Origin of the sequence: Pseudomonas parafulva (assembly GCF_002021815.1) — a bacterium.
Classification (GTDB): Bacteria; Pseudomonadota; Gammaproteobacteria; order Pseudomonadales; family Pseudomonadaceae; genus Aquipseudomonas; species Aquipseudomonas parafulva_B.
This window is the reverse complement of the sequence record NZ_CP019952.1, coordinates 3,513,050-3,534,298: the sequence shown is the minus strand read 5'-3', so window position 1 is coordinate 3,534,298 and position 21,249 is coordinate 3,513,050. Positions and strand designations below refer to the sequence as shown.

General features: G+C 63.5%; 17 protein-coding genes. 5 read left to right on the top strand and 12 right to left on the bottom strand.

Annotation, left to right across the window (positions count from 1 at the left end):
- Window positions 1-29 precede the first annotated feature (29 nt).
- On the bottom strand, window positions 30-671 hold the full coding sequence (locus tag B2J77_RS15865; RefSeq protein ID WP_078478995.1) for a TetR/AcrR family transcriptional regulator C-terminal domain-containing protein: 642 nt from the start codon (window positions 669-671) through the stop codon (window positions 30-32).
- Window positions 672-843: 172 nt separating this feature from the next.
- Here B2J77_RS15865 and B2J77_RS15860 point away from each other — a divergent pair, with 172 nt between their 5' ends.
- Complete coding sequence (locus B2J77_RS15860) at window positions 844-1,941, top strand: efflux RND transporter periplasmic adaptor subunit (protein ID WP_058639536.1); 1,098 nt, start codon at window positions 844-846, stop codon at window positions 1,939-1,941.
- 6 nt (window positions 1,942-1,947) lie between these two features.
- Window positions 1,948-5,016 carry an efflux RND transporter permease subunit gene (locus B2J77_RS15855; protein WP_078478994.1) on the top strand — a complete coding sequence of 1,023 codons (3,069 nt, stop codon included), beginning with the start codon at window positions 1,948-1,950 and terminating at the stop codon, window positions 5,014-5,016.
- A 62-nt stretch (window positions 5,017-5,078) separates the two neighbouring features.
- Here B2J77_RS15855 and B2J77_RS15850 read toward each other — a convergent pair whose 3' ends face one another.
- Complete coding sequence (locus B2J77_RS15850; RefSeq protein ID WP_058639534.1) at window positions 5,079-5,765, bottom strand: DUF4197 domain-containing protein; 687 nt, start codon at window positions 5,763-5,765, stop codon at window positions 5,079-5,081.
- Between the two features lie 28 nt (window positions 5,766-5,793).
- Window positions 5,794-8,280, bottom strand: a complete 2,487-nt coding sequence (gene plsB, locus B2J77_RS15845; protein WP_078478993.1) for a glycerol-3-phosphate 1-O-acyltransferase PlsB — start codon at window positions 8,278-8,280, stop codon at window positions 5,794-5,796.
- Window positions 8,281-8,524: 244 nt separating this feature from the next.
- Between plsB and B2J77_RS15840 the strand changes: the two genes are divergently transcribed.
- A complete protein-coding gene (locus B2J77_RS15840) occupies window positions 8,525-8,734 on the top strand; it encodes a cold-shock protein (protein ID WP_023534051.1) in 210 nt (69 codons plus the stop codon).
- A 60-nt stretch (window positions 8,735-8,794) separates the two neighbouring features.
- Here the strand turns inward: B2J77_RS15840 and B2J77_RS15835 are convergent, their stop codons facing one another.
- The 4 genes from B2J77_RS15835 to B2J77_RS15820 form a co-directional block, all read right to left on the bottom strand.
- Window positions 8,795-9,175: a hypothetical protein gene (locus B2J77_RS15835; protein ID WP_023534045.1), complete on the bottom strand. Its 381-nt coding sequence runs from the start codon at window positions 9,173-9,175 to the stop codon at window positions 8,795-8,797.
- Window positions 9,176-9,192: 17 nt separating this feature from the next.
- The gene (locus tag B2J77_RS15830) at window positions 9,193-10,005 is read right to left on the bottom strand and encodes a putative RNA methyltransferase (protein WP_078478992.1); all 813 of its coding nucleotides are present in this window, start codon (window positions 10,003-10,005) and stop codon (window positions 9,193-9,195) included.
- Window positions 10,005-11,156 carry a succinyl-diaminopimelate desuccinylase gene (gene dapE / locus B2J77_RS15825; RefSeq protein ID WP_058603731.1) on the bottom strand — a complete coding sequence of 384 codons (1,152 nt, stop codon included), beginning with the start codon at window positions 11,154-11,156 and terminating at the stop codon, window positions 10,005-10,007. The genes B2J77_RS15830 and dapE overlap by 1 nt, the downstream gene beginning before the upstream one ends.
- A 189-nt stretch (window positions 11,157-11,345) precedes the next feature.
- Complete coding sequence (locus tag B2J77_RS15820; protein ID WP_058639530.1) at window positions 11,346-13,943, bottom strand: glycosyltransferase; 2,598 nt, start codon at window positions 13,941-13,943, stop codon at window positions 11,346-11,348.
- Between the two features lie 118 nt (window positions 13,944-14,061).
- Here B2J77_RS15820 and tcdA point away from each other — a divergent pair, with 118 nt between their 5' ends.
- Complete coding sequence (tcdA, locus tag B2J77_RS15815; RefSeq protein ID WP_058639529.1) at window positions 14,062-14,871, top strand: tRNA cyclic N6-threonylcarbamoyladenosine(37) synthase TcdA; 810 nt, start codon at window positions 14,062-14,064, stop codon at window positions 14,869-14,871.
- A gap of 13 nt (window positions 14,872-14,884) precedes the next feature.
- Here the strand turns inward: tcdA and B2J77_RS15810 are convergent, their stop codons facing one another.
- The 4 genes from B2J77_RS15810 to B2J77_RS15795 all read right to left on the bottom strand — a co-directional run bounded on the left by B2J77_RS15810 (window position 14,885) and on the right by B2J77_RS15795 (window position 17,992).
- Complete coding sequence (locus B2J77_RS15810; RefSeq protein WP_058639528.1) at window positions 14,885-15,295, bottom strand: SufE family protein; 411 nt, start codon at window positions 15,293-15,295, stop codon at window positions 14,885-14,887.
- Window positions 15,292-16,497 carry an aminotransferase class V-fold PLP-dependent enzyme gene (locus tag B2J77_RS15805; protein WP_078478991.1) on the bottom strand — a complete coding sequence of 402 codons (1,206 nt, stop codon included), beginning with the start codon at window positions 16,495-16,497 and terminating at the stop codon, window positions 15,292-15,294. Before B2J77_RS15805 ends, B2J77_RS15810 begins: the two co-directional genes overlap by 4 nt.
- Before the next feature lie 81 nt (window positions 16,498-16,578).
- A complete protein-coding gene (dapD, locus tag B2J77_RS15800) occupies window positions 16,579-17,613 on the bottom strand; it encodes a 2,3,4,5-tetrahydropyridine-2,6-dicarboxylate N-succinyltransferase (protein WP_078478990.1) in 1,035 nt (344 codons plus the stop codon).
- 31 nt (window positions 17,614-17,644) lie between these two features.
- Window positions 17,645-17,992, bottom strand: a complete 348-nt coding sequence (locus tag B2J77_RS15795; protein WP_167339266.1) for an ArsC family reductase — start codon at window positions 17,990-17,992, stop codon at window positions 17,645-17,647.
- A gap of 362 nt (window positions 17,993-18,354) precedes the next feature.
- Here B2J77_RS15795 and B2J77_RS15790 point away from each other — a divergent pair, with 362 nt between their 5' ends.
- Entirely contained in the window at window positions 18,355-20,001 is a 1,647-nt protein-coding gene (locus tag B2J77_RS15790; protein WP_078478989.1) for a Na+/H+ antiporter, read from the top strand.
- Between the two features lie 25 nt (window positions 20,002-20,026).
- Here B2J77_RS15790 and dapC read toward each other — a convergent pair whose 3' ends face one another.
- The gene (dapC, locus tag B2J77_RS15785) at window positions 20,027-21,223 is read right to left on the bottom strand and encodes a succinyldiaminopimelate transaminase (protein ID WP_078478988.1); all 1,197 of its coding nucleotides are present in this window, start codon (window positions 21,221-21,223) and stop codon (window positions 20,027-20,029) included.
- Window positions 21,224-21,249 lie beyond the last annotated feature (26 nt).

Below are 21,249 nucleotides of genomic sequence, written 5' to 3'. Positions count from 1 at the left end.
AAGGCCGCACACAAAGGCCCGTTTACGCCTCAGGGTTTGAATGCCCGCAAGAATACCCCCACCACCTCGCGTACATGCACCTCGGCCTCATCCTCCTCCAGCGGCGCTGCGCACCCCAGCAATAACCGGTAATCCGGTGCCCCCTTGACCAGGCAGAAGAAGTGCTCTGCCGCACGCAGCGGGTTGTCTATGCGCAGTAGCCCGCGCTCATGGGCCGTACGCAGCAGCGCTTCCATTCCGGCCAGCACGCGCTTGGGCCCGGCTTCGTAAAAGTATTCGCCAAAGCTCGGGTCCAGGCTGCCCTGGGCCATGATCAGGCGGCTGAGCTTGACCGCTTCGTCACTGCTGATCAGTGCCTGGAAACCACGGGCAATTGTCAGCAGTACCTCTTCTACTGGTACACCTTCGGGGTACTCGAACAACAGGTCAGGCAGCTGGATCTGGCAGGTGGCCATGACCGCCGAGCAGAAAAGCGTCTGCTTGTCGGTGAAGTGGCTGTACACCGTAAGCTTCGATACACCTGCTGCTGCCGCGACCGCATCCATGCTGGTGCTTGCGTAACCCAGGCTCAGAAACAACGACTTGGCCGCTTCGAGAATGGCCTGGCGCTTGGCAAGGTCCTTTGGGCGGCCTGGGCCGCTGGAGACGTCATTGGACATTGGGATCTGCATCTACCTAGAAGGTTGCCTATCTTATACGGCTTGAGCTGGGCTCGCTGTCCTTGACCGCAATACCGTGAAAACGCTCCAAAAAAACTCGGGACGCTCTTCCCGCGCTCTGACGGCTGACTTACTATACCGGCCGGTTCAAATATTCGATCAGCATTTTGCGAAGGGATTCCCGATGTTGCACCGTGCCCTCAGCCTTGCCCTGCCCGTGGTCTTGTTGATGCTCACGGCGTGTAATCAGGAACCCGCCTCACCTGCGGTGGTCCGCCCCGCATTGGTGGTTCAGCCGCAGCCAGCCGAGGCGGTGGCGGATACTTATCCAGGCGAAGTCAGGGCGCGACTGGAACCGGAACTGGCTTTTCGCATCGGTGGCAAGGTCAGCAAGCGGCTTGTGGAAGAAGGGCAACGGGTCAAGCTCAATCAGCCGCTGGCCGAACTGGACCCGCAGGATGTGCGCCTTCAGTTGGAGGCTAACCGCGCGCAATTAGCCGGTGCCGAGGCCAACCTGGCGCTGGTGCGCACCGAGCGTGACCGTTACCAGAAACTGCTCGACAAGCAGATGATCAGCCACTCTCAGTACGACAACGCCGAAAACCTCTACCGCGCTGGAATCGCTCGGCTCAAGCAGGCCAAGGCTGAGTTCGACGTGGCCGGCAACCAGGCAGACTACGCGGTGTTGCGTGCGCCCCAGGCAGGGGTGATAGCCAGGCGCCAGGTCGAGGTCGGTCAAGTCGTCGCTGCAGGGCAGACGGTATTCACCTTGGCAGCTGACGGCGAGCGCGAAGTGGCCATCGCCGTTCCCGAGCAGCAATACGCCCGCTTCGCCGTGGGCCAGCCTGTCACCGTGGAGCTGTGGTCGCACCCGGGGCAGCGCTTCGAAGGGCGGATCCGCGAGCTGTCGCCGGCCGCTGATCCTCGCTCCAGAACCTACGCGGCTCGGGTTGCCTTTACCTCCGCCGACGTGCCGGCAACCCTGGGTCAGAGCGCCAGGGTGTTCATCGCCCATCCAGGTCAGGCGGCGCTGTCGGTTCCCCTGTCGGCCGTCACGGCTGAAGCCGGCCAGGCGTACGTCTGGCGGGTCACTGGCGAGCACCGTGTGCAGCGGGTCACGGTGCAGCTTGGCGCCTACGGTACTGACAGCGTGCCTGTGCTGGCGGGGCTTACGGCTGACGACTGGGTGGTGGCAGCCGGCGGCCATGTACTGCGCGAAGGCCAGCAGGTGCGACCCGTGGACCGCGCCAACCGTGCCGTCGCCCTGACGGGCAAGGAGTAACTCACGATGGGTTTCAACCTCTCTGCCTGGGCGCTGCGCAACCGCCAGATCGTGCTGTTCCTGATGATAGTGCTCGCAGGCGTTGGTGCGCTGTCCTACACCAAGCTGGGTCAGAGCGAAGACCCGCCCTTCACCTTCAAGGCCATGGTCATCCGCACCTTATGGCCCGGGGCCACCGCTGAGGAAGTGTCGCGCCAGGTCACAGAGCGCATCGAGAAAAAGCTCATGGAAACCGGCGAGTACGAAAAGATCGTCTCGTTCTCGCGCCCGGGTGAATCGCAGGTGACCTTCATGGCCCGCGATTCCTTGCACTCAGCCGATATCCCGACATTGTGGTACCAGATACGCAAGAAGGTCGCCGACATCCGCCACACCCTCCCGCCCGAGGTGCGGGGCCCGTTCTTCAACGATGAATTCGGCACCACGTTCGGCAACATCTATGCGCTGACAGGGCCGGGTTTCGACTACGCGGTGCTCAAGGACTATGCAGACCGTATTCAGATCCAGCTGCAGCGGGTCAGGGATGTGGGCAAGGTCGAGCTGATCGGTTTGCAGGACGAAAAGATCTGGATCGAGCTGTCCAACGTCAAGCTGGCCACCCTAGGCATCCCCTTGCAGGCGGTGCAGCAGGCGTTGCAGGAGCAGAATGCGGTAAGCACGGCCGGGTTCTTCGAAACGCCCAGCGAGCGTGTGCAACTGCGGGTCAGTGGGCGGTTCGACAGTGTCGAGCAGATTCGCCAGTTGCCGCTGCGCGTGGGGGAGCGCACGTTTCGCCTGGGCGATGTGGCGCACGTGTACCGGGGCTACAACGATCCGCCTGCGCCACGGATGCGCTTCATGGGCGAAGACGCCATCGGCCTGGCGGTGTCGATGAGGGACGGGGGTGACATCCTGACCCTGGGCAAGGCCCTGGAAACGGAATTCGAACGCCTGGCCCGCGGCTTGCCGGCCGGCATGTCGCTGCACAAGGTGTCTGACCAGCCCGCTGCGGTGAAGGCAGGGGTTGGTGAATTCGTCCAGGTGCTGTGCGAGGCGCTGGTGATCGTCCTGTTGGTCAGTTTCTTTTCGCTGGGCCTGCGCACGGGGTTGGTGGTGGCCCTGGCCATCCCCCTGGTGCTGGCCATGACCTTCGCCGCCATGTACTACTTTGGCATCGGCCTGCACAAGATCTCGCTGGGTGCGCTGGTGCTCGCCCTGGGGTTGCTGGTCGATGACGCCATCATTGCCGTGGAGATGATGGCGATCAAGATGGAACAGGGCTTGGACCGCCTCAAAGCGGCAAGCTATGCCTGGACCAGCACGGCCTTCCCCATGCTGACCGGCACCCTGATCACTGCAGCTGGGTTTCTGCCCATTGCCACGGCTGCCTCCAGCACCGGCGAGTACACACGTTCGATCTTCCAGGTGGTGACCATTGCGTTGCTCACCTCCTGGGTGGCCGCCGTGCTCTTCGTACCCTACCTGGGCGAGCGGTTGCTGCCGGACCTGGCCAAGCGACACGCCGCTCGCCACGGTAACGGCGGCGCTGCACCGGACCCGTATGCCACGCCCTTCTACCAGCGCGTGCGCCGCGTGGTGACATGGTGCGTACGGCGCCGCAAGACCGTCATCGTGCTGACCATTGCCGCGTTCGTGGGCAGCGTGTTCCTGTTTCGCTTCGTGCCGCAGCAGTTCTTCCCGGCCTCTGGGCGTCCTGAGCTGATGGTCGACCTTAAACTTGCCGAAGGCGCATCGCTGGTCAACACGGACGAGAAAGTCCGGCAACTGGAGCAGTTGCTCAAGCAGCAACAGGGCATCGTCAACTATGTCGCCTATGTCGGCTCAGGGTCGCCGCGCTTTTATCTGCCCCTGGATCAGCAACTGCCTGCCGCCAGCTTCGCCCAATTCGTGGTGCTGGCCGACTCCATGCAGGCACGCGAAAACTTGCGCAGTTGGTTGATCAACACGGTCGAGCAGCAGTTCCCTGATCTGCGCGCGCGCATCACTCGGCTGGAGAACGGTCCACCGGTGGGCTACCCCGTGCAGTTTCGGGTGACAGGCGAGCATATCGAACAGGCCCGCGCCCTGGCCCGGGAGGTGGCAGAAAAGGTGCGGGAGAACCCCCATGTGGTCAACGTGCACCTGGACTGGGAAGAACCCAGCAAGGCCGTGTTCGTGGAAATCGATCAGGACCGCGCCCGCGCCCTGGGCGTCAGCACCCGCCAGTTGTCCAGTTTCCTGCAAAGCTCGCTGACGGGCACCGCGGTCAGCCAGTACCGAGAAGACGATGAACTGATCGAAATCCTGCTGCGAGGCACCTCACAGGAACGCAACGACCTCAGCCAGCTTGCAAGCTTGTCGCTGCCCACGGACAACGGGCGTAGCGTGGCTCTGTCACAGGTGGCCACGCTGGCCTACGGCTTCGAGGAAGGCATCATCTGGCACCGCGACCGTTTGCCGACGGTGACCGTGCGCGCCGATATCTATGACAAGGTGCAGCCGGCCACGGTGGTCGGGCAGGTACAGCCTACCTTGCAGGGCATCCGGGCCAAGTTGCCCGATGGTTACCTGCTGGAGGTGGGCGGCACGGTGGAAGATGCCGAGCGGGGGCAGAAATCGGTGAATGCCGGCATGCCGTTGTTCATCGTGGTCGTGTTGAGCCTGCTGATGATTCAGCTGCGCAGTTTCTCGCGCACGATCATGGTCTTTATGACGGCGCCGCTGGGCCTGATTGGCGTGACCCTGTTCCTGCTGGTGTTCAACCAGCCGTTCGGGTTCGTCGCCATGCTGGGGACCATCGCCCTGGCAGGCATGATCATGCGCAATTCGGTCATTCTGGTGGACCAGATCGAGCAGGATATCGCCTCTGGGCTGGTGCGCTGGCAAGCCATTGTCGAAGCCACCGTGCGCCGTTTCCGGCCCATCGTGCTGACCGCCTTGGCGGCTGTGCTGGCCATGATCCCGTTGTCGCGCAGCGTGTTCTACGGGCCAATGGCCGTGGCGATCATGGGCGGGCTGATCGTCGCTACCGCCCTGACCCTGTTGTTTCTCCCGGCGTTGTATGCCGCTTGGTTCAAGGTCAGGGAGAGCGACTAGCGGCTTTGTTGCTTCGATGTAAAAGGGGCGCACTTCACGAAGGAGCCCCTCGCAGGGTGCGATCAGAGTGCGCCAAACACTTTCTTGGCCAGGCTCGTGGCGGCCTGGGCAGGGTTCTGCCGAATGCTCTGCTCCTGTTTGGCGATCATCTCGAACAAACCGTCCATGGCCTTTTCCGTCACGTAGCTTTCGATGTTGGCGTCGTTCTTGATCAGCCCCAGGCCTTTGGCCTGTGCGGCAAAGGCGTTGTACTGCTGGGCCACGCCGACCTGGTCGGTCGCGTGCTTGACGATCGGCAGGAATTTGGCACGGATCTGCTCACGGCTGCTTTTGTTCAGGTACTGGGTCGCCGAATCCTGACCGCCGCCAAGGATGCCCTTGGCATCGGTCACGGTCATGTTTCTCACGGCGTTGACGAGAATGGCCTGGGCCTGCGGCACAGCCGCTTCGGCGGCCTTGTTCATGCCGGCTTCGAGCGCGTCCACCTGCTCGCCTTTGCCGAACATTTTCATGGCCTTGGCCGCCTTGCCCAGGTTGCCGGGCAGCTCGATACGCACGTCCGGGTTGTTGCTGAAGCCGCCCGGCGTGCTTAGCTGCTTGACGGCCAGTTGCGCGCCTTGGGTCAGTGCGTCTTTCAGGCCACCGGTGGCGTCCTTTTGGCTGAGGTCGCCAAGCGACAGGGCAAAGGCGCTTGCCGACAGCAGCAGGCCGGCGCACAGGGTGGTCAGACGCAGGGAGGAGCGGGTCATGGCAGTGTCCTTGTAATCAGAAAAAGGGTCATAGGGTCGCTGTTGCCAGGCCGTCATCCCGGTGCAGGGCAACCTGGCGGATCGACAAGCGCAGCTCGGCCGACAGCACGCGCTTGGCCACGCCTTCGGCCAAACCGCCTAGCTTGTTGCTGTAGCTCAGTTTGCCGTGTGCATTGACGCGCAGCACACCTTGGTCGATCAGCGTCTGGATAAAGTGGCGGAACAGGCTTTTGTCGAAAAATTCCGGTGCGTTCAGACCATGCAAAATAGAAAGGCGCTGGGCCATCGTCACGCACAGCGCTTCGAGCGCTTCGGCGCTCAGGGTACCTTGGCCGCTGTTGAGCAGCAGCGAAGTCGCCATGTAGAAGCGCTGCAGGGTCTGGGTGATGCTGCGCGCCAGTAGGGTCAGCAGCACGAACTGACGAGAACTGGGCGCGGCACGGACAAAGATGTCATTGTCCTGGCGAAGCAAGCCTTGCTCCACCAAGGCGCCCAGCCATTGGTCGATCACCTCGTCGAGCTGCTCAGGTTCCCAGCACAGGAACAGCTCTGCCTGCAAGTAGGGGTACAAGGCATGGACATATTGGCCTAGCAACGCGCGGCTCATGCGTGAGCTGCTGAGGAAGAAGCTTGCCAGCAGGGCCGGCAGGGCAAAGATGTGCAGGACATTGTTGCGGTAATAGGTCATCAGTACCGCGTTGTTTTCATCCAGGTACAGAATGCGCCCGAGCGCGTCTTTCTGCTCTGCCACCAGATCCATCCCGCGCACATGCTCGATCAGGGCCTGACCGTCGCCTTCGGGCAATGTGGTATGGGCGGAGTAGGGCACCTGGCGCATCAACGCCAGGTACAGGTCGAGCACGCGCACCAGCGCACGTTCGTCCAGGGCCAGCTTGCTGGTGGAGAGCAGGGCCAGCGCCACCAGGTTGACCGGGTTGATGGCCGCTGCGCCGTTCAAGTGCCTGGCCACGGTATCGCCCAGGCGCGTCGTGGTTTCGCTGAGCCAAGCCGGGCGGTACTGCGGCCCGTGGTCCTGGTCTCGCCAGCCGGGTTGCTGCTGGTCGAGAAAGTCGGCCAGGCGGATAGGTTCGCCGAAGTTGACGTAGACCTGGCCAAAGCGTTGCTTGAGCGCACCCAGCACTTTGAAAATATCGAAAATGGATTCTTTCTTCTTGCTCGCCCCGCGCAACTCACCCAGGTAGGTGCGCCCTTCGAGGACGCGCTCGTACCCGATGTAGACAGGCACGAACACGATTGGCGTGCGCGAGGAACGCAGGAAGCTGCGCAGGGTGATGGCCAGCATTCCCGTGCGTGGCTGCAGCATGCGCCCGGTACGCGAACGACCACCCTCGACGAAGTACTCCACCGGGAAGCCTTTGGTGTACAGCGTGTGCAGGTATTCGTTGAACACGGCGGTGTAGAGCGGGTTGCCCTTGAACGAGCGGCGCATGAAGAAGGCGCCACCGCGGCGCAGCAGGTTGCCCACCACGGGCATGTTCAGGTTGATGCCGGCCGCCACATGCGGGGGTGTCAGGCCATTCTTGAACAGCAGGTACGACAACAGCAGGTAGTCGATGTGGCTGCGGTGGCAAGGGACGTAGATCACCTCGTGGCCCGGGGCGATGCCCTGCACCTGCTCGATGTGGTTGACCTTGATGCCGTCGTAGATCTTGTGCCAGAACCAGCTGAGCACCACTTCGAGGAAGCGAATGGCCGTGTAGGTGTAGTCCGAGGCGATTTCATTGCCGTAGTGGCGGGCCTGTGCCTCGGCCTTGGCTTGGGGCACGTGCTCGCGCTCGGCGTGCTCGGCGATGGCCTGGCGCACCAACGGCGCATGGATCAAGCCTTTGACCAGGTTGCGTCGGTGGGAGATGTCCGGCCCGATGACCGCTGTCTTGAGGTTGCGCAAGTGCACGCGCATCAGGCGCTGGGCCATGCGCACGGTGCGGGCGTGGCCCTTGTTGTGCTGCACCAGTTCGCGCAGGTGGATCGGGGTGGAGAACTGCACCCGGGTCTTGCGCCCCAGGATCAGTACGCTCAGCAAGCGGCGCAAGCGCCCGGTCACCGCCCAGCTGTCGGCGAACAGCAGCTTCCACGGGCTCGACTCGCTGTCGGGCGACTGTCCCCAGAACACGCTGACTGGAATGATCTGCGCATCTTCCTCGGCGTGCTGGCCGAGCACTTCTACCAGACGCTCCAGGGTAGGCGGGGCGCCGCTTTTGTCATGGCGCCCCAGCCAGTCCGGATCAGGGGTGAGATAGAAGAACGCAGCCGCCTCGTGCAGGGGGCCGACGACCACTGGCAGTACCGGGCGTGGCAGCCCTGCCTTGGTGCATTCGTGGTCGAGCACCGCCAGGTCCGTGAGCGCAGGCGAAGGCAAGGCATAGAAAACAGGGCGACTGCGGTCGAGCTTGAGGGTCAGGGCCGACTGATTGATGGTTTCGGAGCGCACCCACAGGTACAACAATCGGCGCAGAACACCGAATACCAAGCGGTGCAGGGGGGAACGGGTCATGAAGAGAGCCCTGGTTGAGGGTGAAGAGTGCTGGGCACAGCAATCGCTGCGCGGTTAGCCCATACAGGCCAGTCGTTCGTATTGCGCCTAGCTTGCCGTGCACCTCGCCGGTCTTCAAATTTTTTATGCGCCAGCACCGTTCAGGCCTGCCGCTTGCAGGAGATTTACGCACGCGGCGCTGATTCGGGGCGATTGTCTCGTGTCTGCAAGGCGATTTTCACAATAAAAATCCGGAGTAGTGCAGATGTCGTCTCGTGAGACTGGGAACGTGAAGTGGTTCAACGATGCCAAGGGCTATGGCTTCATTCAACGGGAAGGGGGCGCGGATGTCTTCGTCCACTACCGGGCCATCCGGGGTGAGGGGCATCGCAGCCTGGTCGAGGGCCAACAGGTCGAGTATGCCTGCGTGCAGGGCCAGAAAGGCCTGCAGGCCGAGGATGTCGTGGGTCTCTGAGCGGCCAGGCTCAAGCCTGAAGCTGCAAGCCGGCTGTGCTTGCAGCTTCAGGGACGCCCGTCAGGGCGATGTACGCCAGGTGATTTCCTCTTCGCCGTCGGCACTGATACGCACCCAGCGGTCAGCATCCTCCTCGCCGTCTTCCTCTACCCAGCCGCCGGGTGCGCAGCGTACTTCCACACCCAGGGCCGCGTGGGCATCACGCCCACAGGCGATGTCATCGGCCCAGGGCGTCTGGTCGCTTTCCAGGTACAGGCTGTTCCATTTCCCTACAGCCTTGGGTAACCAAGTGACCGGAATGTTACCGGCCTGGCACTTGTAGGTCTGGCCTTTCTGCTTCCATTCGGTGCACGGGCCGATGGCCTGGGTCAGCCAGGCTGCAATCTGCTTGTGGTCGACTTCGGCGTCCTTGAGGTAAATCTCGATATCAGGTTGGCGCATAACACCTCCGGGTGTGCTCATGCTTGGCGCACGAAATAGTCAAAACGCATGGAGACGGTGACCTCGAACGGTTCCGGCTGCTCGACCACTTGCGCCCGACGCTCTGCACTGGCACGCCAGCCGTGCGGGGTCATGGCGAGCAACGCAGCACGGGCTTGAGGTTCGGCCAGGCTCAGGCGAAATTCCAGGACCTCGCCATGGGCGTGGTACATGCCTTGGGGCACCAGGGCCAGATGCTTGTCGTCAGCATAGGGGCGTACCTGGTCGTAGAGTACTTCGCGCAGCTCCATCAGGTGGCCGCTGGTAGGGCCTACGCGTATCAGGCCGCCGCCTGGGCTCAACACCCGGCTGGCTTCGGCCCAATCCAGCGGGCTGAAGACGCTGGCGACGAACTGGCAGCTGGCATCGGCCAACGGCACGCGCGCCATGCTGGCTACCATCCAGGTGACGTCCGGTGCGCGGCGGCAGGCACGCTTGACCGCCTCACGGGAGATGTCCAGGGCGTAGCCATTGGCATCAGGCAGTGCCTGGGCCACTTGCGCGGTGTAGTAGCCTTCGCCGCAACCGATGTCCAGCCACGCGCCGGGCTGGCGCTCGGCCGCCAACTGCGCCAGCCGTCCGGCCACAGGTGCGTAATGGCCGGCGTCCAGAAAATGACGGCGTGCTTCGACCATGGCCTGGTTGTCACCTGGGTCGCGACTGTTCTTGTGCTGCACCGGCAGCAGGTTCAGGTAGCCCTGGCGCGCGCGATCAAAGCGGTGGCCGGCTGGGCACACCACGCCGTTGTCGAGCGGGCTCAGGGCAGCCTGGCAGAGTGGGCAGGTCAGCATCAGGCGAGCAACCGTACCAGGGTCTGGTAATAGATTTCGGTCAGCAGGTCCAGGTCGCTGGCCAGGATGCGCTCGTCGACCTGGTGGATGGTGGCATTGACCGGGCCAAGTTCGACCACTTGGGTGCCCATGGTGGCAATGAAGCGGCCATCGGAGGTGCCGCCGCTGGTGGAGGGTTGGGTCTCGCGGCCGGTGACGCCCTTGATGCTGGCCGAAACCGCATCGAGCAGCTCGCCTGGCTCGGTCAGGAACGGCAGGCCGGACAACGCCCACTCCACCGACCAATCCAGTTCATGCTTGTCCAGGATGGCCGAGACCCGAGCCTTCAGGCCCTCTACGGTGGACTCGGTGGAGAAGCGGAAGTTGAACAGCGCTGTCAGTTCGCCGGGCACCACGTTGGTTGCGCCGGTCCCGGCATTGAGATTGGAAATCTGGAAGCTGGTCGGGGGAAAAAAGGCGTTCCCCTGGTCCCAATGTTCGGCAGCCAGTTCCGCCAGCGCTGGCGCGGCCAGGTGGATCGGGTTGCGCGCCAGGTGCGGGTAGGCAACGTGGCCCTGCTTGCCGCGCACAGTCAGCGTGGCGCCGAGCGAGCCACGACGGCCATTCTTGACCACATCGCCCAGCACGGTGGTGCTGGAGGGCTCGCCGACGATGCACCAGTCAAGGCGCTGGTTGCGCGCCTTGAGGCGTTCGACCACGGCCTTGGTGCCGTGATGGGCCGGGCCTTCCTCGTCACTGGTGATCAGGAAGGCGACCTGGCCCCGGTGCTCGGGGTAGTCACGCACGAAGCGCTCGCTGGCCACCACCATGCACGCCAGGCTGCCCTTCATGTCGGCCGCGCCACGGCCACAGAGCATGCCGTCGGCATCGATCAACGCCTGGAACGGCTCGTGTTGCCACTGCTGGACGGGGCCGGTGGGCACTACATCGGTGTGACCGGCAAAGCACAGCACCGGGCCTGGCTGGGTGCCGTGAGTGGCCCAGAAATTGTCGACGTCCTCGATGCGCATCGGTTCCAGCTCGAAGCCCACGGCGCCCAGGCGCTGCATCATCTGCGCCTGGCAATCGGCGTCGACGGGGGTGACCGAGGGACGACGGATCAGGTCGCAGGCCAGTTGAAGGGTAGGCGAGAGCTCGGCAGGGGCCGTCATGGGGAACTCCGGGGCAAGGCAAGGCGGGAAAACTGAGGGGCGTTATCTTATATCAAATGATGCTGGGCTTCACGGCCCAATCGCCGGCAAGCCGGCCCTCACCGGTCCTGCACGCATCCGAACAAAACACGTTGTGTGCAAGCCGGCTTGCCGGTGATGGCCGGCAGGTCGGCCTGCACGCCCTGAAGCCTAGTGTGTCTCGGCAGCCTTATCTGCGGCCTTCTCTTCAGGCTTGGGCAGTGATGATAGAAGCGCCATCACCAACGCGGCCAGGTAGGGCAGCGACTGCACCAACAGCATGGCGACCCAGAAGCGCATGTCCGAGCTCGGCAAGCCCTGCACCAGATAGATTCCGGCTGCAGCGCCCCACAACAGCAGCATGATGAACAGTTCCTCCCGCGCTTCGGAAATCGCCACCAGCAAGCCATGGCTGTCGGCATGCTTCGGTGTGCGGATGAACGGCATGCTGCTGGTGAAGAACCCGTACAGCACGGCCTTGGCGATGGTGTGCGACAACGCCAGCCCGGCCAGCGCAGCCGCCAAGGCATCCTTGAGGTTGACCCCCACGGCGCGGCGATACAGGAACACGATCTTGCCGACCTTGAAGAAGAACAGCGCCAGTGGCGGGATGGCGAAGATCATCAGCGGCGGGTCCACCCGGTGCGGCACGATGATCATGGCGGCAGACCACAACAAGGCCCCCACCGTGAAGAAGATGTTCATGCCGTCGGCAATCCACGGCAGCCAGCCGGCCAGGAAGTGGTAACGCTGGCCCCGGGTCAATTCGCTGCCTTTGCCGCGCAGCAGGGCCGCGGCGTGGTGCTTGATGATCTGGATGGCGCCATAGGCCCAGCGGAAGCGCTGTTTCTTGAAGTCGATGAAGGTGTCAGGCATCAGGCCCTTGCCATAGCTGTTGTGGGCGTAGGCCGCCGACAGGCCCTTCTCGAACACCCGCAGGCCCAGTTCGGCATCCTCGCAAATGCACCACTCGGCCCAGCCCAGTTCGTCCAGCACGCTGCGCCGGGTCATGGTCATGGTGCCGTGCTGGATGATCGCATCGCGGTCATTGCGGGTGACCATGCCGATGTGGAAGAAGCCCTTGTACTCGCTGTAGCACAGCTTCTTGAAGGCGCTCTCGTGCTGGTCGCGGTAGTCCTGCGGCGACTGCACCACGGCGATCTTCGGATCGGCGAAATGCGGCACCATGTGCTTGAGCCAGTTGCGGTCTACACAGTAGTCCGAGTCGATCACCGCGATCACTTCAGCATCCTTGGCCGTGAGCGGGAGCAGGTAGTTGAGCGCGCCGCCCTTGAAACCAGCCAGGGGGGCGACGTGGAAGAAACGGAAGCGCTCGCCGAGCTGTTCACAATGGGCCTTGAGCGGCTCCCACACCGCCGGGTCCTTGGTGTTGTTGTCGATGACCAGCACTTCGTAATCTGGATAATCCAGCGCAGCCAGGGCATCGAGGGTCTGTTTGACCATTTCCGGCGGTTCGTTGTAGCACGGCACATGCACTGACACTTTCGGTCGGTAGGCACTGTCGCCTTGCACCGGCAGGAATTCGCGCCGCCGCTTGTGAGTCCATACCGCCTCGGCCAGTTCATGAGCCTCGGTCAGCAGCACGATGAACACGCCCAGTGCGCCGAGGGCCAGGAGCACGCCGACCGTAAGGCTGAACCAGGTGCTGTACTGCTGGCTGTAGTCGTAGGCGATCCACACCAGCACCGACCCGCACAGGAAGGTGATGAAGGTCAGGAAGGTGCGTCCACGCTGACGCAGGGCCGAGCCATCGATGAACAGCACCATCAATGCGATCATCGCCAGCACCACCGAGGCCACTGCCAGGGCTCGCCATTGGGGAATGGCGACCACGGGGCCTTCGAAGTTGAATTTCTGCTGGCGTTCGGCGTTGAACACACCCCAGTAGGCCCCGACCGAGCCTTCATCACTGGCTTTCCAGGGTTGGTCGTAAGCTTCGATCACAAAATAGTTGAAGCCACGTCGATTGAGCGTATTGACCAAGGTGCGCAGGTAAATCGCCTGGTCGGCCTGGGTGGCATCGGCACCGCCGCGCATCCGGCCATTGCTTGGCCAGCCCACTTCCGAGAGCAGCAGCGGCTTGCGGGGGAACTGGTGTTTCAACTCGCGGGCACGGTCGAGGACGAACTCGACCGAGTCTTTCATGGGCACGAATTCCCAATAGGGCAGGATGTGGGCGGCGATCAGGTCCACGTGCTTGGCCAGCTGCGGGTTCTGTTTCCAGATGTGCCACTGCTCGCTGGTGGTCACCGGCACTTTCACAGCCGCGCGTACACGGTCCAGGTACCGGATGAGGTTTTCCGTCGTCACTTCCTCGCGGAACAACGCCTCGTTGCCGACCACCACCCGTACCACGCTGCGCGAGGTGTTAGCCAGTTCGATGGCTGTGGCGATCTCGCGCTCGTTGCGCTCCAGGTCCGGGCTGATCCAGATGCCCACCGTGACCCGCAAGCCGAATTCCTCGGCCAGCTTGGGTATGTGCGCCTGAGTGCCTTCGACGGTGTAGATACGGATGCTGTCGGTGAGCTTGCTCATCTGCTCCAGGTCCTGACGCATCTCGTTGTCGTCCGGGTACTGACCCTTCTGCGGGCTTTCACCCAGGCGAAACGGCGAATAGGAAAAGCCGGAGATCTGTTCGGGCCAGGCCGGTGCCGATACCGGGCGATTGATCAGCGCCCAGAAACCGGTGAACAGCGCCGCGATGGCCAGGACCACTACCAGGTTCAGGCCGAATTTACGTGAAGACATTGTCGTCCATAAGTGTCGAAGTGTTACGACATTAAAGCAGGGTTAAGGTGTCTTTCCTAACCGTGCAGGCCATGGCCTGGCTGGCCTATAATGCGCGCCGGTTTTTTGAGGTACTGACATGAGCACAGAAGATCCACGGTTTGCAGGGGTGGCCCGCCTGTATGGCGACCAGGGCTTGCAGCGCCTGCAACAGGCCCATGTTGGCATCGTCGGGATTGGCGGGGTGGGCTCATGGGTGGCCGAAGCCCTGGCCCGCTCGGGGGTGGGTGAGGTCACCTTGTTCGACCTGGACGATGTGTGCGTGAGCAATACCAACCGTCAGGCACACGCGCTGGAAGGGCAGGTGGGCCGGCCCAAGGTCGAGGTAATGGCCGAGCGCCTGCGGGCAATCAACCCGGCGTGCAAGGTGCATGCAGTGGCCGATTTCGTCACCCGCGAGACCATGGCCGAGTACATCACTGAACAGTTCGACTACGTGGTGGACTGCATCGACAGCGTGATGGCCAAGGCAGCCCTGATCGCCTGGTGCCGGCGGCGCAAGATCGGCATCGTCACCACCGGTGGTGCAGGTGGCCAGATCGATCCGACCCAGATCCAGATCGCGGACTTGAACAAGACCTTCAACGACCCGCTGGCCTCACGGGTGCGCTCGACCCTGCGCCGCGACTACAACTTCTCGCGCAATGTCAGCCGTAACTATGGCGTGCCCTGTGTGTTTTCCAGTGAGCAGCTGCGTTATCCCAAGGGGGATGGCAGCGTGTGCCTGCAGAAGAGTTTTGTGGGTGAGGGCGTGCGGCTGGACTGCTCCGGCGGCTTTGGCGCGGTGATGATGGTGACGGCCACCTTCGGCATGGTGGCCGCCAGTAAAGCTGTGGAGAAGCTGGTAGCAGGTGCCAGGCGGCCTTCGGAGCGTGTCCGGCCAGCGTGAGTGCGTGCTGGCATCACCGCCCCGATGCCAGCACCGCCATGCGCTGCACCACGGCATGCAAGCCGTTGCTGCGTGAGGGCGACAACTGGCGCTCAAGGCCCAGTTGCCCGAACCAGTCCTGTACGTCCAGCGCTAGCAGCGCCTCACTGTTCAAGCCCTGCACCCTCACCAGCAGCAGCGCCAGCAGACCGCGCAGCAGGCGTGCATCGCTGCTGGCCTTGAATTGCCAGTGGCCGTCCACGGCATCGGCCACCAGCCAGACCAGGCTTTCGCACCCGTGCACGCGATTGGCCTCGGTTTTCTCGGCTTCGGCCAGCGGTTCCAGCCGTTCCCCCCACTGCATCAACAGCCGCGCACGCTGCTCCCAGCCCTTGCTCTGCGCAAAGGCCTCCAGTGCCTGATGGGCTTGGGCCGGCAAGGTCATCGCAGCAGCTCCAGCGCCTGATCCAGCGCCTCGAAGAAACGTTGCAGGTCGGCCTGATCATTGTAGAGGCCCAGCGACACGCGGATCGCCCCGTCCAGGCCCAACCCCTGGAGCAGTGGCATCGCACAGTGATGGCCTGCCCGCACGGCGATGCCCTGCTCGGTGAGCAGGTGCGCGATGTCGGCGTTGTGCACGCCTTTCACGACAAAGCTGGCCAACGCGCACTGCGGCAGGCCTAGCAGGCGAATGCCTTCGCGTTGCGTGAGGCCCTCGATCAGCCGGGCATGCAAGCCGGCCTCGTGAGCCAGCACCGCCGCCGTGTCCAGGCCCGCGAGGTAATCGAGCGTAGCGCCAAGGCCGATCACCCCGGCGATGGGCGGGGTGCCAGCTTCCAGGCCCAGTGGCGCCGGCCTGAAGCTCGCGCGCTGGTACTCGGCCAGTTGCACCATCTCCCCGCCAAACTGCCAATGGCGCAGCAGGCCCAGCGCCTGATTGCGCCCGTACAGCACGCCCACCCCGTCCGGCCCGTACAGCTTGTGGCTGGAGAACACGTAGAAGTCGCACCCCAGTTGCTGCATGTCCTGGCGCCCATGCACCACACCCTGGGCGCCGTCCACCACCGTCAGAGCACCCTGTGCGCGGGCATGGGCGAGCAGGGCCGGCAGCGGCTGCCAGGTGCCCAGCACGTTGGACAGCTGGCTGACGGCGAGCACACGAGTGCGTGGCCCGATCATCTGCAGCGCTCGCTCCAGGTCGATGAAGCCGCGCGTATCGACCGGCAATATCACCAGGCGCAGGTTGCGCCGGTGTGCCAGTTGCTGCCAGGGCAGCAAGTTGGCATGGTGTTCAAGGGCGCTGATGGCGATCTCGTCGCCGGCCTCGAAGCGAGACTCCAGGCCATAGGCCAGCAGGTTCAGCGCAGCCGTGGCGCCGTGGGTGAACACGATCTGCCCGGTCTGGCCGACATTCAACCAGCGGGCAACCTTGTCGCGGCTGGCTTCGAAGGCCTCGGTCGCCCTTGCGCCAGGCAGGTGCTGGGCACGGTGGACATTGGCCGCGCCGCTGCCATAGTAATGGCCCAGGGCCTCGAGCAGCGCCTGGGGTTTCTGGGCGGTCGCGGCGCTGTCCAGATAGGTCTGGTGCTGGCTTTGCAGGGCGTCGATGGCAGGAAAATCGGCACGCCAGGGGGAGGGCTGGAACATATTCGCGGGGCCTGGAATGAAAATCGGGTCTGGCGTGGAGGCGCCAGACCCGATCTTAACACTTCATACCCGGCGGGGGTTTCAGTTGTGTGCGTGCAAGGCTTCGTTCAGCTCGATGGCTGACTTGTGGGTCTTGCACTCGACGGCGCCATTGAGCGAATTGCGGCGGAACAACAGGTCGGCCTGGCCAGCCAGGTCGCGTGCCTTGACGACCTTGACCAGTTCGTTGTGCTCATCCAGCAGGTTCACCTTGGTCCCGGCGGTGATGTACAGACCCGCTTCAACAGTATTGCGATCACCCAGCGGGATGCCGATACCGGCGTTGGCACCGATCAGGCAGCCTTCGCCCACCTTGATAACGATGTTGCCGCCACCGGACAGGGTTCCCATGGTCGAGCAGCCGCCACCGAGGTCCGAGCCCTTGCCGACGAAGACGCCGGCCGAAACACGCCCTTCGATCATGCCTGGGCCTTCGGTGCCGGCGTTAAAGTTGACGAAGCCTTCGTGCATGATGGTGGTGCCTTCGCCGATGTGGGCGCCCAGGCGTACCCGTGCAGTGTCGGCGATGCGCACGCCGGCCGGGACCACGTAGTCGGTCATCTTCGGGAACTTGTCCACCGAGAACACTTCCAGCAGCTCACCACGCAGGCGCGCTTCGAGTTGCAGCTCGGCGAGCTCGGCCAGGTCCACGGCACCGATGTTGGTCCAAGCCACGTTTGGCAGCAGGGGGAAGATACCGGCCAGGCTCACGCCGTGCGGCTTGACCAGGCGATGGGACAGCAGGTGCAGTTTGAGGTACGCCTCGGGCGTGGAGGCCAGGGTGGCGTCTTCGGCCAGCAGGGTGGCTACCAACGGTTTTTGGCTTTCTGCCAGGCGCGTGAGCAGGGCGGCTTGAGCGGCATCGACGCTTCTGACGGCGTCGGCCAGTTGCGCGGCCTGGGCGTTGCTGAAGGTGATGGCCTGGTTGCCACCTTCATAGCCAAGGATCGGTGCGATGGCAGCGACCAACTCGGGGCTCGGGTCGATCAGGGGCTGTGCGTAGAACACTTCCAGCCAGGCGCCCTGGCGGTTCTGGGAGCCGACACCGAAGGCCAGGCTGAACAGGGAATTGGACATGTAGTTACCTCGTACTAAATGGGGTAGGGACTCAGGCCAGGGCTGCGGCGTACAGGTCGGGCTTGAAACCCACCAGCGTGCGCGTACCCAGGTCGAGTACCGGGCGCTTGATCATCGAAGGCTGGGCCAGCATGAGCTCGACGGCCTTGGCCTGGTCGAGATCGGCTTTGCTGGCGTCGTCCAGCTTGCGGAACGTGGTGCCGGCGCGGTTGAGGATGGTTTCCCAGCCGTGCTCGTCGCACCAGCGGTTCAGGCTGTCACGGTCGATGCCTTGAGTCTTGTAGTCATGGAATTCGTAGGCGATGGCCTGGTCGTCGAGCCAGGTACGAGCCTTTTTCATGGTGTCGCAGGCTTTGATGCCGTAGAGCGTGTAGGTCATTGTGTGCATCGGGGATACGTGTCGCCCCAATCTCTCCATTTCCGAATGTCAGTCGCGCGATTATGCGATAACCCTTCGCACGGCGCCACGGGCGGTTGACCCGAACGGGCGGGGTTGCTGCTGCATACTCCTGCTGCCGCTCTGCCTAGGCAGGAACGTGCGCCCAATTGCACCCAACCACCGGTCATTGCCCAACCCAGGCTGAACCCTTGGGTGTCAGGTGTATCTTCATGTTACACATTAGTTCGCCACCTGCGACCTTGGTGCAGCGGCCAGGCAAGCTTGTCACCCGTTACCATGCTGATCCAGGTTTACGTTTTGTCCTCGTGCACGGGGCCGTTTGAAGAAGGAAGACCCACTGGATGCAGTCCGCCTATACCGTCCTTATCCTGCTGATGCTGGTCAGCGTGTCGAAATTGGTCGGCCGCCTCATTCCCCTGCCTCTGCCGCTGGTACAGATCGCCGCTGGCGCTTTGCTGGCCTGGCCGACCCTCGGGCTGCATGTCGCCCTGAACCCCGAGCTGTTTTTGTTCCTGTTTTTGCCGCCGCTGTTGTTCGCCGATGGCTGGCGCATTCCCAAGCGCGAGTTGTGGCGCATTCGGGGCCCGGTGGTGGCCCTGGCGGTGGGGTTGGTGCTGTTTACCGTGGTCGGTGCGGGCTATTTCATCCACTGGCTGCTGCCGAGCATCCCGTTGCCGGTAGCATTCGCGCTGGCAGCCGTATTGTCGCCGACCGACGCGGTGGCCGTTTCGGCCATTACCCAGGACCGCCTGCCTACGCCATTGATGCACATGCTCCAGGGTGAGGCGTTGATGAACGATGCTTCGGGCCTGGTCACATTCAAGTTCGCCCTGGCTGCCGCCATTACCGGTGTGTTTTCACTGACCGACGCCAGCTTCAGCTTCGCACTGGTAGCGCTTGGCGGCCTGGCTGTGGGGGTGGCGCTGAGTTGGCTGGTCGGCCGCCTGCGTGCCTGGATGATCGGCCGCGGCTGGGACGACCCGGCTACCCATGTGGTGTTCATGCTGCTGCTGCCGTTCGCGGCCTATGTGGTGGCCGAGCGCCTCGGGGTTTCGGGCATCCTCTCGGCAGTGGCGGCTGGCATGATGCAGAGCTGGCTCGACCTGCTGCCACGCCAGACCAGCACCCGCCTGCTCAATCGCAGCGTGTGGTCGCTGCTGGAGTTCGCGTTCAACGGCTTGATTTTCCTGCTGCTGGGCTTGCAACTGCCCGACATCGTCAAGGCGGTGGTCAGCCATGAAACCACGCTGTGGCCGACCCTCGCCTGGCGCTGCCTGGACGTGGTCGCCATCTTCGCGACGCTGATCTTGCTGCGGTTCATCTGGGTGCAGAGCATCTGGCGCCTGGTGGGGGTTCTACGCCGCTGGCGGGGCAGGCCTGCGCTGGTGATGTTGCCCACCGCGCGCTCGTGCTGGCTGCTCACGCTGGGCGGTGTGAGAGGGGCTGTCACCCTGGCAGGTGTGATGTCGATCCCGTTGCTGATTGGGGCGGGCAAGGCGTTTCCAGAACGCGACCTGCTGATCTTCATTGCCGCCGGTGTCATCCTGCTGTCGTTGATCAGCGCCTGTGTCGCGTTGCCGCTTTTGCTGCGCGGGGTGAGCAAAAGCCCTGACGAGCGCATGCAGCAAGAGGTACATGAGGCCTGGCGACGCACCGCTGAGGCTGCGATTCACGCCTTGGAGGCCGAGGAGGTGGTCGATGCCAACGCCCCGCAGGATGCCGCCCAGGCCACACTGGCTACGGAGTTGAAAGCTCGGCTGATGGCCGAGTATCGCGATCAGCTGGACCGGCACAACGACAGCGAAGAGGCCAGGGCCCTGGCCGAGCAGATGGACCTGCTCGAGCGCCGTCTGCGCTTGCGTGCGCTGCGGGCCCAGCGCCTGGAACTGTACAACCTGCACCGCCAGCACCTGCTCGGTGACGAGGTGGTGCGGCATGTGCTGGGCGAGTTGGACATGAGCGAGGCTAACCTGGGCCAGGTCAAGTGAGCTGGCCCCGTCTCGCGTTAAGGCTTCAGCTCGCGTGCATGAACGCGCGAATTCGCTCGGCTGCCTCGATGCATTCGGACAGTGGGGCGACCAGTGCCATGCGCACGCGTCCGGCGCCGGGATTTACCTCATCCACTTCACGGGACAGGTACGAGCCTGGTACCACGGTCACGTGCTCGGCCTCGAACAGATCGCGCGTGAAGTCGACATCGCTACCCGGTACCTTGGCCCACAGGTAGAAACTGCCGTCCGGGCGTTGCACGTCCAGTACCGGTTCAAGGATGGCCAGCACGGCGTCGTACTTGGCGCGGTACTGGTCGCGGTTGGCGCGCACATGTGCCTCGTCCTCCCAGGCGGCGATGCTGGCCAGCTGTGTCTGCACCGGCATGGCGCAGCCATGGTAGGTGCGGTACAGCAGGAACGGCTTGATGATGTCGGCATCGCCGGCGACGAAGCCCGAGCGCAGACCCGGCAGGTTCGAACGCTTGGACAGGCTGTGGAATACCACGCAGCGCTTGAAATCGCGACGTCCCAGCTCCGCGCAGGCCGTCAGCAGCCCCGGGGGCGGTGCATCTTCATCGAAATACAACTCGCTGTAGCATTCGTCGGCGGCGATCACAAAGTCGTGCGCATCGGCCAGCGCGATCAACTTCTTCAAGGTGTCCATCGGCACCAGGGCGCCGGTGGGGTTGCCGGGTGAACACAGGAACAGGACCTGGCAACGGGCCCAGACGTGGTCGGGCACCGCGTCGAAGTCGGGGTTGAAGCCATTGCTTTCCAGGCATGGCAGGTAATGCGGGGTGGCGCCGGCCAGCAGCGCAGCCCCTTCATAGATCTGGTAGAACGGGTTGGGGCTCAACACCAGGCCATCGGCATCACGGTCGACCACCGCCTGGGTAAAAGCGAACAGCGCTTCGCGGGTGCCGTTCACGGGCAGGATATGACGTTCGGCATCCAGCCAGCCAGCCGGCACGCCAAAGCGTCGCTCGCACCACTGCCCGATGGCTTGGCGCAAGGCAGGCAGGCCCAGGGTGCTGGGGTATACCGCCAGCTTGTCGAGGTTGTCTGCCATCGCCTGGGCCACGAAGGGTGGCGAGGCGTGCTTGGGCTCGCCGATCGACAGGGCAATGGCGCGCTTGTCAGCAGCGGGTGTAACGCTACCCAGCAGGGCACGAAGCTTTTCGAAAGGGTAGGGCTGGAGCTGGCTCAAGGCAGGATTCATTGGCGCAAGGTCTCGTCAATCATGTC

Bases quoted from the DNA above. Each gene is read 5' to 3' on its own strand.
- B2J77_RS15865 (WP_078478995.1), bottom strand. From the start codon at position 671: ATGCAGATCCCAATGTCCAATGACGTCTCCAGCGGCCCAGGCCGCCCA.
- B2J77_RS15860 (WP_058639536.1), top strand. From the start codon at position 844: ATGTTGCACCGTGCCCTCAGCCTTGCCCTGCCCGTGGTCTTGTTGATG.
- B2J77_RS15855 (WP_078478994.1), top strand. From the start codon at position 1,948: ATGGGTTTCAACCTCTCTGCCTGGGCGCTGCGCAACCGCCAGATCGTG.
- B2J77_RS15850 (WP_058639534.1), bottom strand. From the start codon at position 5,765: ATGACCCGCTCCTCCCTGCGTCTGACCACCCTGTGCGCCGGCCTGCTG.
- plsB (WP_078478993.1), bottom strand. From the start codon at position 8,280: ATGACCCGTTCCCCCCTGCACCGCTTGGTATTCGGTGTTCTGCGCCGA.
- B2J77_RS15840 (WP_023534051.1), top strand. From the start codon at position 8,525: ATGTCGTCTCGTGAGACTGGGAACGTGAAGTGGTTCAACGATGCCAAG.
- B2J77_RS15835 (WP_023534045.1), bottom strand. From the start codon at position 9,175: ATGCGCCAACCTGATATCGAGATTTACCTCAAGGACGCCGAAGTCGAC.
- B2J77_RS15830 (WP_078478992.1), bottom strand. From the start codon at position 10,005: ATGCTGACCTGCCCACTCTGCCAGGCTGCCCTGAGCCCGCTCGACAAC.
- dapE (WP_058603731.1), bottom strand. From the start codon at position 11,156: ATGACGGCCCCTGCCGAGCTCTCGCCTACCCTTCAACTGGCCTGCGAC.
- B2J77_RS15820 (WP_058639530.1), bottom strand. From the start codon at position 13,943: ATGTCTTCACGTAAATTCGGCCTGAACCTGGTAGTGGTCCTGGCCATC.
- tcdA (WP_058639529.1), top strand. From the start codon at position 14,062: ATGAGCACAGAAGATCCACGGTTTGCAGGGGTGGCCCGCCTGTATGGC.
- B2J77_RS15810 (WP_058639528.1), bottom strand. From the start codon at position 15,295: ATGACCTTGCCGGCCCAAGCCCATCAGGCACTGGAGGCCTTTGCGCAG.
- B2J77_RS15805 (WP_078478991.1), bottom strand. From the start codon at position 16,497: ATGTTCCAGCCCTCCCCCTGGCGTGCCGATTTTCCTGCCATCGACGCC.
- dapD (WP_078478990.1), bottom strand. From the start codon at position 17,613: ATGTCCAATTCCCTGTTCAGCCTGGCCTTCGGTGTCGGCTCCCAGAAC.
- B2J77_RS15795 (WP_167339266.1), bottom strand. From the start codon at position 17,992: ATGACCTACACGCTCTACGGCATCAAAGCCTGCGACACCATGAAAAAG.
- B2J77_RS15790 (WP_078478989.1), top strand. From the start codon at position 18,355: ATGCAGTCCGCCTATACCGTCCTTATCCTGCTGATGCTGGTCAGCGTG.
- dapC (WP_078478988.1), bottom strand. From the start codon at position 21,223: ATGAATCCTGCCTTGAGCCAGCTCCAGCCCTACCCTTTCGAAAAGCTT.